The organism is Pseudomonas sp. 32A (assembly GCF_052682255.1).
Window position 1 is genome coordinate 2,746,796 of record NZ_JBQYLY010000001.1, and the last position, 12,492, is coordinate 2,759,287.

The window sequence follows — 12,492 nt, forward strand, 5'->3', positions numbered from 1 at the left end:
GCGGCTTAATATCCGGTTACCACGTGGCGAACCCTGTAGAACGGGCGTCTGATGCCCATGGTCCCGCTGCTCACTTAGCGGCTTTGTGCCACCTTTATTCGTTCATCCACAGGAGTCACCCTATGTCCCGTCTTCGCCTGCTGAGCACTGCAGCACTGCTGTCCCTGGCTGCCAATGCCAACGCCTCCAGCCTGATCGTGACCACGGACTCGATCGTCGGCGCACTGAAAGCCACCTCAGATGCGACCTCCGACGCTACATCCTCCCTGCGTGACAACAAAGTCGTACGTGCCGCCCGCGACGACGCCGCCAGCTTTGTGGCCAGCGAAGGTGCCATCCGTGGTGTGAAACTGGAAAGCGCCCTGGCCCAGATCCGCCAACAGGCCCCACAACTGAACATCGCGACAGACGCTCAACTGGCCCAGGCGATCCTGGCCATCTGACCGCAGGCGAGGAAGAAGGGAGCGCCAAGCGCTCCCTGAACCCTCCGCGCTGGCTCTCGCACGGGCATTGCGCTAGCCTTGGCGCTCGTTTTCAGTTGTCGAGTCCCATGGCTTTTTCATACCGCCTGTTGATCGTTCCCGTAATGTTTTGCGCCTGCTGGTCCACGCAAGTTCTGGCCTTTGACCTGTCCACCCAGAGCCTCGTTGTCAGTGCGTACGCCACCAGCAAAGTGACCTCCGCACCGTTCGACCATAAACTGATACTGGCCGCCCAGGATGACGCTGCCGCTTTCATTGCCACTGACGGCCAATGGCGGGGAGCCCGACTGGAATCAGCGCTGGATTATCTGCGCCATGCCCAGCCAAAACTTAACGCCAGTGACCTTGAACTGGCGCAAGCAATTCTCGTCCAATAATCATCTTTGTATTTCGGAGTCTTTCCATGCGTAGCCCGCTGATCGCCGCCGCTCTCGGCCTGCTGTTGTTGGCCGGAGTTGCCCAGGCACAAACCCTGAAGGCCACCAGTAACATCATCGTCCGCGCCTCGGCCCGCACCATTGATTTTACCTCGGATACCACCACGTCCATCCGCGACTCCAAAGTCGTACGCGAAGCCCATGACGATGCCGCCAGCTTCGTCGCCAGCAATGGTGAGATTCGCGGCGCTCAACTGGAAGCCGCCTTCGACACCCTGCGAACCCGCGTGCCGGAAGCCCGCGACGCCAGCGACCAGGTCCTCGCCGAAGCTATCCTCTCTCTGTGAGGCGCATTGCCGCCTGGCTAATGGCCGGCACCTTGCTGCTGGGCGCCAGCGCGGCTCAGGCCGACCTGCAACTACGGCTCAAGACCGATGGCTTGAGCCCGGCCCAACAGCAGGCCAGCCAGGCATTGCTGGATGAAGCGATGCAGGCGTTGCCGCCGCGTTTCATCCAGCAACTGGACCGGACCATCGACGTCGGCTGGACCGACAAGATGCCCGAGAACGCCTACGGCCAGGCCTCGTTGGTGTCCGAACTGGACCTCAACAGCAACCTGTTGGACAGCCTTACCGACGGCAGCGCCGCAACCCAAAAAACCAATCGCCCCCACGGGACCGTGCGCCGGGAAATGCTCGCCACCGTGCTGCATGAACTGACCCACATTTACGACCGCGCCCGCCTGTGGTCCAGCGCCGACCGCAAGCTGATCCAGCGTTGCAGTCGCCAGAACAACATCACTGGCCTGATCGGCCTGCCCGATCAATGCCGTGGCCAGAACGACCGCCGCTTTACCCTCAGCGATGACCCGCGCCTGTTGGACCTCGCCGGGTGGCCGCAATACGTCGGTCGCCGCGGCGAACGTGAACAGAACAACCACCAGGTCGCCCGCAGCCCGGACATCTACGAAACCACCAGCCCGCTGGAGTTCGTCGCGGTCAACATGGAGTACTTCCTCCTCGACCCGAGCTACGCCTGCCGCCGGCCTTCGCTGTACCGCTATTACAAGGAACACTTTGGCTGGGCGCCGCCGGCCAAGGACACCTGCGCCAAAACCTACGCCTTCCTCAACGCCGGCAACGACTTCGCCAAGACGCCACTGGGCCAGGTCGATCCCGAGCGGGTCTATGAAATCGACTACCTGCTGGCCGAAGCCAACCAGAACCTGGTGAGCCGCTGGGGCCACAGCATGTTGCGCCTGGTGATCTGCGCTCCGGGCCGGCCACGCGGCCCGGATTGCCGGCTGGACCTGGACCAGCACCTGGTTCTGTCCTACCGCGCGTTTGTCGGTGACGTACAGCTGTCGAGTTGGGACGGTCTGATCGGCAAGTACCCATCGCGGCTGTTCGTGCTGCCGTTGTCCCAGGTCATCGACGAGTACACCAAGACCGAACTGCGTGGCCTGGCCTCAGTGCCGCTGAAATTGACGCGCCAGGAGATCAACGACACCGTTGAGCACGCCGCCGAAATGCACTGGAGCTATGACGGCAACTACTTCTTCATCTCCAACAACTGCGCAGTCGAAAGCCTGAAACTGTTACGCAGCGGCAGCGCCAACCCGCAACTGACTGGCCTGGACAACATCACGCCGAATGGCCTGCTGGAAGTCCTCAAGGGCCGGGGCCTGGCCGATACCAGCGTGCTGGATGACAAAAAGCGCGCGCTGCGCCTCGGCTATCACTTCGATTCCTTTCGCGAGCGTTACCAGGCGATGTTCGAGGTGCTGAAAAAGCGCCTGCCGATCAAACAGGCCGAGGTGGAAGATTGGTTGTCCCTGAGCGCGGAGGAACGGCGCCCATGGTTTGCCGAGGCGGACCTGCGCGCCAGCGCGGCCTTGCTGTTGCTGGAGCAGGCGAGCTTTCGCAAGCAGCTCATGCTGGCCCAGGATGAAGTCAAACAACGCTACCTCGGCGCCCGGGAGTTGGAGAACGGCGGCATGGAGAAAGCCAACGCGACCTTGCAGCAGATCCTCGCCAACAGCGGCTTCCTCAGTCGCCCGGCAGAGCTGCTGGGCACCAGCGGTTACGGCTTGCCACAGCCCACGGAATCCCAGCGCCTGGAATCGGAAAGCGCCGCGCGCCAGAAGCAATTGCAGTCGCTGACGGGCGATCTGGACAAAGAGGTGAGGGCGCTGCTGGAGCCGTCCCGCGCTGCGGAGATTGCCGCGTGTGAAGCCAACCTCAAGCTGCTGGGCGAGCACTTGCGCGCCTTGCACAAGGCCTCCGGCGGATTCGAGCTGCCCTAGAGCGCCTCTTCATCCTCTTCCGGCAACTGCTCATCCAGATGCAACCACGGCAATCGGCTCTCTACCCAGATGTGCCGATCTGCCGGGGCTCGCTCCGGGTGATCCAGGGTCGCGATGGTCACATCAATACCCTCAGGGCTCAGGCGGGTCGTCAATGCCAGGTGCGCCCCACAGTTCGAACAGAAATACCTCACACACGTCGATGACGATTCGTACTGCGCGGGCGTTCCCGCCACCCAGGCAAATGCGGAGCGGGGCAGGGTGATCCAGGTGGTCACCAACCCTCCACTGACCCGCCGGCAAATCGAACAGTGGCAGTGGGCAATGTCCACCAACGCCCCGCAGAACTCATAGCGCACCCGGCCGCAATGGCAGCCGCCTTGGTGTTGCTCATGCATGCTTTGTCTCCCATATCCTCATTTCATATAGGACCAGTCGTCACTCAACGTAGCCTGTTTCTTAAGCGAAAGCTGGCTGAAAGCTTCCGGGACTAGGATCGCCCACCACTACCGGCAACAGACCGGTTATTAACAACAACAATGGTGATTCCCGATGTCCGCTCGTACCCGCCTGTTTGCCCCAACTCCCCCCGTACGCCTCGTGCTGTTCGTTCTGCGCTGACCCCAACCGGTTCGCCATTCCTTAGCCGCGCTACGCCTGGAGTATTCCTATGCTGACTTTCCTTGGCTTTGCCATGGTCATCACGTTCATGTTCCTGATCATGACCAAGCGCCTGTCCGCGCTGATTGCCCTGATCATCGTGCCGATCCTGTTCGCGCTGTTCGGCGGCTTTGCGCCGAAGATCGGCCCGATGATGCTCGAAGGCATCACCAAGCTCGCGCCGACCGGCGTGATGCTGATGTTCGCCATTCTCTACTTTGCCCTGATGATCGACTCCGGCCTGTTCGACCCGGCCGTGCGCAAGATCCTCAAGCTGGTCAAAGGCGACCCGTTGAAGGTCTCGGTCGGCACCGCCGTACTGGCGTTGGTGGTCTCGCTGGACGGTGACGGCGCCACCACCTACATGATCTGCGTGGCCGCCATGCTGCCGCTGTACAAGCGCATTGGCATGAGCCCGCGGATCATGGCCGGCCTGATCATCCTCGCCGGCGGCGTGATGAACATGACCCCGTGGGGTGGCCCGACTGCCCGTGCGGCCAGTGCGCTGCATGTAGACCCGTCGGACATTTTCGTGCCAATGATCCCGGCGATGCTGGCGGGCGTGGTTGCGATCCTGGTGATTGCCTACCTGTACGGCAAACGCGAACGTGCGCGCCTCGGCGAACTGCACTTGCACGGCGACGAGATCGACCATAGCGAAATCAGCGTTTCGCAGTACCCGGATGCACGCCGTCCGAAACTGATCTGGTTCAACGGCGCCCTCACCCTGGCCCTGATGTGCACCCTGATCGCCGGCCTGCTGCCGCTGCCCGTACTGTTCATGGTGGCGTTCAGTATCGCGATGATCGTCAACTATCCATGCCTGCAAATGCAGAAAGACCGCGTCGCCGCCCACGCCGGCAGCGTACTGGCAGTGGTCGGGTTGATCTTCGCCGCCGGGATTTTCACCGGTATTCTGTCCGGTACCGGCATGGTCGACGCCATGTCCAAGAGCCTGCTCGCAGTCATCCCTGACGCCCTCGGCCCTTATCTTGCGGTGATCACGGCACTGGTGAGCATGCCGTTTACCTTCTTCATGTCCAACGATGCCTTCTACTACGGCGTACTGCCGGTACTGGCCGAAGCCGCCAGCCATTACGGCATCACTGCCGTGGAGATGGCCCGCGCCTCGATCGTTGGCCAACCCGTGCACTTGTTGAGCCCACTGGTGCCATCAACCTACTTGTTGGTGGCGCTGGCGGGTATCGAATTTGGCGATCACCAGCGCTTCACCCTCAAGTGGGCGGTGCTGGTGTGCCTGTGCATAATGGTCGCAGCGTTGCTGATGGGGATTTTTCCGCTGTTCAGCACTCTGTAATCGTACAACTCACCGCGCCGGATCTTAAGGCTGGCGCGGTCCAAACTCGTTCAAAGGACTACACATGGAATGGCTGACCAATCCAGAAATCTGGATTGCCTTCTTCACCCTGACTGCCCTCGAAATCGTCCTGGGCATCGATAACATCATCATGATTTCGATCCTGGTCAGCCGCATGCCCAAGCACATGCAGGCCCGCACCCGGATCTTCGGCCTGGCCCTGGCCATGGTCACGCGAATCATGTTGCTGCTGTCGATTACGTGGGTGATGCGCCTCACCGACGACCTGTTCGTGGTGTTCGGCCAAGGCATTTCCGGCCGCGACCTGATCCTGTTCTTTGGTGGGCTGTTCCTGCTCTGGAAAAGCTCCCAGGAGATGTATCACGCGCTGGAAGGCGAAGACGAAACCCACGACGAACCGAAAGGTGCCGGTGGCCAGTTCATCTACACCATCATCCAGATCGCGATCATCGACATCGTGTTCTCGCTGGACTCGGTGATTACCGCCGTTGGTATGGTTTCCCACGTACCGGTGATGGTGGCCGCGATCATCGTCGCGGTACTGGTGATGATGATGGCCGCTGGCACCATCAGCGATTTCATCGACAAACACCCGTCGTTGAAAATGCTGGCGCTGTCGTTCCTGCTGGTGGTGGGTACCGTGCTGATCGCCGAGGCCTTCGACGTGCACGTGCCTAAAGGCTACGTTTACTTCGCCATGGCGTTCTCCCTGGCGGTAGAAGCGGTGAACATCAAGATGCGCACTGCCATCAACAAAAAGAAGAAACAGCAGGACCCTGTGAAACTGCGCAAGGACATTCCGGGTCAATAACCTGGAACTCCTGCAGGAGCGAGCTTGCTCGCGAGAAGATCGCCAAAGATAACGCGCGCAGTCTGATTGAACGCGTTGTCCTGGAGTGCTTCGCGAGCAAGCTCGCTCCTGCAAAGCCCCTTTTTTTCATCTGCAAAAAGCTGATTTCATGACAGTTTTGTTTCAATCCCGACTTTAGCTATGCGATGCTGGCGCCGAGCCCATTCGCCAACTACAGCTTAAGTACAAGACGTAGAAAGGCACGCGGCACTATTCACTGGCTCCGATTGGAGCACGACTCAACACAGGGGGCCCAGCATGCTGACCCTGCTCAATCTGCTTTCCGCGGTAACCCTGCTGATCTGGGGCACGCACATCGTCCGTACCGGCATCCTGCGGGTCTACGGCTCCAACTTGCGCCAGGTTATCGGGCAGAACATGTCCAAGCGGTGGCTGGCGTTTATCGCCGGCATCCTGGTAACGGCCATGGTGCAAAGCAGCAACGCCACGGCGATGCTGGTGACCTCATTTGTCGGCCAGGGCCTGATGGGCCTGATGCCCGCCTTGGCGACTATGCTCGGTGCCGACGTCGGTACCGCGCTGATGGCCCGGGTGCTGACCTTTGACCTGTCATGGCTGTCGCCGCTGCTGATTTTCCTCGGGGTGATTTTCTTCCTGTCGCGCAAACAGACGCGCGCCGGGCAGATGGGCCGTGTCGGAATCGGACTCGGCCTGATTATCCTCGCGTTGCAATTGATCGTCGAAGCCGCAGGCCCGATTACTCACGCGCAGGGCGTTAAAGTCCTGTTCGCCTCGCTGACCGGCGACATCTTGCTCGATGCCCTAGTCGGCGCACTGTTCGCGATGATTTCCTACTCCAGCCTGGCCGCCGTCCTGCTGACCGCGACCCTGGCCGGTGCCGGCGTGATCGGCCTGCACGTGGCCATCGGCCTGGTGATCGGCGCCAACATCGGCAGCGGTGTGCTGGCCTTCCTCAGCACCAGCATGCAGAACGCCGCCGGTCGCCAGGTGGCCCTGGGCAGCCTGCTTTACAAGCTGATCGGCTTGCTGCTGATCATCCCGGTGCTCGACCCGCTGGTCGGTTGGATGGACAACCTGGACTACAGCGCCCAAGGCATGGTGATCACCTTTCACCTGCTCTATAACGTTATCCGTTGCCTGATCCTGCTGCCGACCATTGGCCCAATGTCCCGCTTGTGCGCCTGGTTACTGCCGGAACGCGAAGAGGTCAACGGCCTGGCCAAGCCACGCCACCTGGACCTGGCAGCCCTCGCCACCCCAAGCCTGGCACTGGCCAACGCCGCCCGCGAAACCCTGCGCCTGGGCGACCTGATCGACAACATGCTGACCTCAATGCTGGAAGTGCTGCGGGGCAAGCAGACCGCTATCACTCAGGAAATGCGCAGCCTGAGCGACGATGTCGAGGCGCTCTACAGCGCGATCAAACTCTACCTCGCGCAAATGCCCCGGGAAGACCTCAGCGAGCAAGACAGCCGACGCTGGGCGGAGATCATCGAGCTGTCGATCAACCTGAAGCTGGCCGGCGACCTGATCGAACGCATGCTGCGCAAGGTCCAGCAGCAAAAAACCTCTCAGCGCCGCTCGTTCTCCGAAGTCGGCCTGGAGGAACTGGCCGGCCTGCAATCTCAGTTGATCGCCAACCTGCGCTTGGGCCTGTCGGTGTTCCTCAGCGCCGACCCGGAAAGCGCCCGGCAACTGCTGCGGGAGAAACGTCGTTTTCGCGCCCAGGAGCGTCGCCTGGCCCACGCCCACGTCAGCCGCTTGCAACGTAAAATCGTACAGAGTCTGGAGACCAGTTCCCTGCACCTGGAGCTGATTGCCGACATGAAGCGTCTCAACTCGCTGTTCTGCAGCAGCGCTTATGTGGTGCTGGAAACCACCGACACCGGTGCGCTCTCGGCGGACGATATTGCCGACATCACCCATTCGCCCTGAACGTACGACGGCGAGTGAAGTCAGTTAACAACGGACCTCATTCGCCAGGAAGCCTGTTATGCGTCGCCTGCTATTCGCCTGCCTGCTCATCGGCTCGGCACACACCTTTGCCTTTGACCGCCTGCAAGTCGAGGGCTACACCCTGCCCAACGGCCTGCAATTGCTGCTCAAACCGGGCACTGAGCGCGGCCACGTAGCCATTCGCCTGGTGGTGGGTGTGGGCCTGGATGACTTCAGTTGCGAAGACAAGGAGCTGCCGCACCTGTTGGAACACCTGCTGTTCAGCGGTATCGACGGCGGTGGCGAAGGTGAGCTGGAAGAACGCATGCAAGCCCTCGGCGGTGACTGGAACGCCTACACCAGCAACGCCGACACCACCTTCGTCATCGAGGCTCCGGCGCAAAACCAGCGCAAGGTGCTCGACCTGCTGCTGGCCATCATCACCCGCACCGAACTGACCGACGCCAACATCAACGCCGCCAAACAAGTGGTGGAGCGCGAAGACGGCGGGCACTACTCGCACCTGCAACGCCTGCTGGATCGACAGGACCTCGGCCACAAGGCCAGCAGCCAGCTTGCCGTGGAGCTGGGCCTCAAATGCGCCGAGCGGGCCGAAGTCGAGCACCTGACCCGCGACCAGTTGGAAAAACTGCGCAAGGCCTGGTACGCCCCCAACAACATGACCCTGATCATCGTCGGCGACCTCGACAAGCTGTTACCGGCCTACCTCGAACGCACCTACGGCGCGCTTGACCCGGTTGACCCCAGCGAACATCGGCCATTGCCGGAGATTCAACGCGCCGCTGCCATCCGCCGCGATCTGATCCACGGCTGGGTCGGTGACAACGCCAAACTGCACTGGTTATTCCCCGAGCCGGTGCTGGACGATCAGTACGATGAAACCTTCGACCTGCTCAAGGACTACCTGGACTGGGCGCTGTATCGCCAACTGCGGCTGCAGCATGGTTTGTCCTACGGCCCATGGAGCGAGCGCGAAGTACTGGGCGGCGTCGGCTTCATGAGCCTCAACGCCGACCTTGAGCGCGACGACCTGCCCGAAGCCGAGCAGGTGCTGGAAACTCTCAAGGCCCAACTGCTGCAGGACGGCCTCGACCCCACCACCTTTGCCCGCCTGCAACAAGCCGCCGTTGCCCGCCAGGCCTGGGCCGTTCAAGGCAATAGCGCGTTGGCCGACTATTATTGGAGTGCCTCGGGCGACTACGCCAAAGGGCGCTTCAGTGACCCGGCCAAGCGCATCAAGGCCGTCAGCCTGGCGCAAGCCAACCAGGCGATGCGCGAGTTGTTCAAGCAGAACGGCTACTGGCGCATCGAGAAACCGTTGTTCAGCTACGATTCCCTCAACTGGATCGCCGCCGGTGTGCTGGGGCTGATTGCGATTGTGTTGCTCGGCGTGTGGCGTTATCGCAAAGGGATTACGTAATGAGGCCCCGGGAAAACGGCTAAAACGTTATTCTGTCTGGGATTTTTTCCTACAAAGACTGTGAACTGCCGAATGCCTAACCTGACCCACTACATCCAGCGCATCCTCGAGCTGATGAAGCGCTACCCAGGGGTGATTGCACTCGGCGGCTTCATCTCGGGTGTGGGCAGCTTCATCCTGGTGGATCGCCAGCAAGGCATGGCCAGCTGGATCGCGGTCATCATGCTGGTGAGTTGGTTATGGCTGATGCTCGAAAACAGCCTCACCCAGCTGTTCAGCAAAGTCTTCAAACGGGAGATTCCCGAACCGCTGCTGCGCTACGCCACGCAGATGATCCACCAGGAAAGTCTGTTTTTTGTCCTGCCGTTCTTTTTTGTCACCACCACCTGGAACAGCGGCCAGTCGATTTTTACCGGCCTGCTGGGCGCGGCGGCCCTGGTCTCGATCACCGACCCGCTGTACTACAAGTGGCTGGCGCCCAAGCGCTCGCTGTTTCTGGCACTGCATACCCTGACCCTGTTCGCAGCCCTGCTGACCGCGCTGCCGATCATCCTGCACCTGACCACCGCCGAGAGTTACAAACTGGCCCTCGGTGTGGCTATGGCGCTCTCTATCCCGAGCCTGGCCGTGAGCCTGCCGCTGCGCAGCATCAAAGGCTGGGCGATGCTGCTGGGGGTTACCGCGGCAATTGGTTGCGCCGGCTGGTTCTTGCGCAGTTGGGTGCCGCCCGCCACGCTGTGGATGACCGAAGTGGCCATCAGCACTCAATTGCAGGACCGCACGCCCGGCGATGACCTGAAAGAAGTCAGCGCCGCCCAACTGCGCAGCAGCGGGTTGTATGCCTACACCGCGATCAACGCGCCGCGCGGGCTGGATGAGCGGATCTACCATGTGTGGAAATTCAACGGCAAGGAAGTCGACCGTATCGCCCTGGATATCCATGGCGGGCGCAAGGAAGGTTATCGGGCCTGGACCCACAAGCAGAACTTCCCACCCGACTCGGTGGGACGCTGGCAGGTGCGAGTGCTGACCGAAGATGGTCAGGTGATCGGCGTGCTGCGCTTCAAGGTGACTGACCCTGGTCAGGGCGCTACTACGCCAGACGCGCCAAAGTAGGCAGGATCGTGCTATTACGTAGGAATTCTGGAATAGCCAAACAAGCTCGGAGCTTATGACCAGTAGCACAACGGCCGGTGCAGCCCATCTGGACACGTCCACCCAACCTCCACAGCTGAGGATCACGGGGGATTGGACGCTTGCCCACTATGCCAACCTGAAGAAGCTGTCGGAAAAGCTCGACGGCCAGTACGACGCGGGCGCGCGCATCGACCTTAACGGCCTCGGCGCCCTGGACACGGCCGGCGCCTCGCTGCTGGTGGAGTTGCTCGGCCCCGAGCGTATCGAACAATCCGCCGAACAGACCGACTGCAGCCTCTCTACCGCCGACCGCGCATTGCTCAAAACCGTTTACCGCTCCCTGAACGACTTCTGTGTGCCGGTCAAGGAACCGGAAGAAGCCGCCGGCATCATGTTGCTGGCGCGCATCGGCGGCGCGGTCTACACCGTCTGGCAAGACGGCATGAAACTGCTGGGCTTTATCGGCCTGATCCTCGAAACCTTCGCCCGTGGCGTGTTCCGGCCCAAGCGCTGGCGCGTGACGCCAATGGTTGCGCATATCGAACAAACCGGTCTCGACGCCGCGCCCATTGTGGCCTTGCTGACCTTTCTGGTGGGCGCGGTGGTCGCGTTTCTCGGCGCCACGGTGCTGGCCAGTTTTGGCGCGAGCATTTTTACCGTGGACCTGGTGGCGTTCTCGTTCCTGCGGGAATTCGGCGTGTTGCTCACCGCGATCCTGATGGCCGGCCGCACCGCAAGTGCCTTCACCGCGCAAATCGGCTCGATGAAGGCCAACGAAGAGATCGACGCAATTCGCACCCTGGGGCTCGACCCGATGGAGTTACTGGTGCTGCCCCGCGTGCTGGCATTGCTAGTGGCGCTGCCGATGCTGACGTTCCTGGCGATGATCTCGGGGATTATCGGGGGTGGTGTGGTGTGCGCAGTGGCCCTGGATATTTCACCGGCGATGTTCCTCTCGCTGCTGCAATCGGACATTGGCGTACAGCACTTTATCGTCGGCATGATCAAGGCGCCGATCTTCGCATTCCTGATCGCGGCCATCGGCTGCCTGGAAGGCTTCAAGGTCAGCGGCAGCGCCGAGTCCGTCGGCGCCCACACCACCTCCAGCGTGGTGCAATCGATTTTCGTGGTGATCGTACTGGATGCGGTCGCCGCACTGTTCTTCATGGAGATGGGCTGGTGAGTCGTTTACGCCGCGCGCCCACCGAGGCGGTGATCGAAGTCCGTGGGCTGTGCAACCGCTTTGGCCCGCAAAGCGTGCACGAGAACCTCGACCTGGATTTGTACAAGGGCGAAATCCTCGCCGTAGTCGGTGGCTCCGGCAGCGGCAAGTCGGTGCTGCTGCGCAGCATCATTGGCCTGCGCCAGCCGAGCGAAGGGGAAGTGCGGGTGTTCGGGAAGAACTTGCCGAGCCTCTCGGAGCACGAACGCTCGATGGTGGAACGGCGTTTCGGCGTGCTGTTCCAGAAGGGCGCGCTGTTTTCTTCGCTGACGGTCACCGAAAACGTTGCCTTGCCGCTGATCGAACATGCCGGCCTCAGCCGTGCCGATGCCGAACACCTGGCGGCGGTAAAGCTGGCGCTGGCCGGGTTGCCGCTGTCGGCTGCGGACAAATATCCATCGTCACTCTCCGGCGGCATGATCAAGCGTGCGGCCCTGGCCCGCGCCCTGGCGCTGGACCCGGACATCCTGTTTCTCGACGAACCCACTGCCGGCCTCGATCCGATCGGCGCCGCCGCCTTCGATCAACTGATCCTGACCCTGCGTGATGCGTTGGGCTTGAGCGTGTTCCTGGTCACCCACGACCTCGACACGCTGTACACCATCACCGACCGCGTGGCGGTACTGGCGCAGAAAAAGGTACTGGTGGCAGATGCCATCGATGTCGTCTCGGAAACCGACGACGCCTGGATTCACGAATACTTCCATGGCCCACGGGGCCGCGCGGCACTGGATGCCGCTCAACTGCTCAACGAGGTATGAC

At 61.5% G+C, this 12,492-nt stretch carries 12 protein-coding genes; 11 read left to right on the forward strand and 1 reads right to left on the reverse strand.

Translation table 11 applies throughout. The features are described 5' to 3' along the window. The first annotated feature begins 122 nt into the window (after window positions 1-122). From ACUN0G_RS12455 to ACUN0G_RS12470, 4 genes are all read left to right on the forward strand, one after another. Entirely contained in the window at window positions 123-443 is a 321-nt protein-coding gene (locus tag ACUN0G_RS12455; protein ID WP_076013345.1) for a DUF2388 domain-containing protein, read from the forward strand. A gap of 107 nt (window positions 444-550) precedes the next feature. Further along, window positions 551-859, forward strand: a complete 309-nt coding sequence (locus ACUN0G_RS12460; RefSeq protein ID WP_076013344.1) for a DUF2388 domain-containing protein — start codon at window positions 551-553, stop codon at window positions 857-859. Window positions 860-885: 26 nt separating this feature from the next. Then, a complete protein-coding gene (locus tag ACUN0G_RS12465; RefSeq protein WP_003214760.1) occupies window positions 886-1,206 on the forward strand; it encodes a DUF2388 domain-containing protein in 321 nt (106 codons plus the stop codon). After that, window positions 1,203-3,164: a DUF7844 domain-containing protein gene (locus ACUN0G_RS12470; RefSeq protein WP_421525453.1), complete on the forward strand. Its 1,962-nt coding sequence runs from the start codon at window positions 1,203-1,205 to the stop codon at window positions 3,162-3,164. The genes ACUN0G_RS12465 and ACUN0G_RS12470 overlap by 4 nt, the downstream gene beginning before the upstream one ends. Here the strand turns inward: ACUN0G_RS12470 and ACUN0G_RS12475 are convergent. Beyond that, entirely contained in the window at window positions 3,161-3,562 is a 402-nt protein-coding gene (locus tag ACUN0G_RS12475; protein ID WP_445573561.1) for a GFA family protein, read from the reverse strand. The genes ACUN0G_RS12470 and ACUN0G_RS12475 overlap by 4 nt on opposite strands. 272 nt (window positions 3,563-3,834) lie before the next feature. Here ACUN0G_RS12475 and ACUN0G_RS12480 point away from each other — a divergent pair, with 272 nt between their 5' ends. From ACUN0G_RS12480 to ACUN0G_RS12510, 7 genes are all read left to right on the forward strand, one after another. After that, complete coding sequence (locus tag ACUN0G_RS12480) at window positions 3,835-5,142, forward strand: CitMHS family transporter (protein WP_258343041.1); 1,308 nt, start codon at window positions 3,835-3,837, stop codon at window positions 5,140-5,142. 64 nt (window positions 5,143-5,206) lie between these two features. Then, entirely contained in the window at window positions 5,207-5,974 is a 768-nt protein-coding gene (locus ACUN0G_RS12485; protein WP_167664662.1) for a TerC family protein, read from the forward strand. A 297-nt stretch (window positions 5,975-6,271) separates the two neighbouring features. Beyond that, window positions 6,272-7,930: a Na/Pi cotransporter family protein gene (locus ACUN0G_RS12490; protein WP_258343040.1), complete on the forward strand. Its 1,659-nt coding sequence runs from the start codon at window positions 6,272-6,274 to the stop codon at window positions 7,928-7,930. A gap of 58 nt (window positions 7,931-7,988) precedes the next feature. Next, a complete protein-coding gene (locus tag ACUN0G_RS12495) occupies window positions 7,989-9,371 on the forward strand; it encodes a M16 family metallopeptidase (RefSeq protein ID WP_445573562.1) in 1,383 nt (460 codons plus the stop codon). Window positions 9,372-9,443: 72 nt separating this feature from the next. Next, on the forward strand, window positions 9,444-10,487 hold the full coding sequence (locus ACUN0G_RS12500; protein WP_258343038.1) for a DUF2914 domain-containing protein: 1,044 nt from the start codon (window positions 9,444-9,446) through the stop codon (window positions 10,485-10,487). A 55-nt stretch (window positions 10,488-10,542) separates the two neighbouring features. After that, on the forward strand, window positions 10,543-11,691 hold the full coding sequence (locus ACUN0G_RS12505) for an ABC transporter permease (RefSeq protein ID WP_275710900.1): 1,149 nt from the start codon (window positions 10,543-10,545) through the stop codon (window positions 11,689-11,691). Then, a complete protein-coding gene (locus tag ACUN0G_RS12510; protein WP_445573563.1) occupies window positions 11,688-12,491 on the forward strand; it encodes an ABC transporter ATP-binding protein in 804 nt (267 codons plus the stop codon). Before ACUN0G_RS12505 ends, ACUN0G_RS12510 begins: the two co-directional genes overlap by 4 nt. Window position 12,492: the final 1 nt, after the last annotated feature.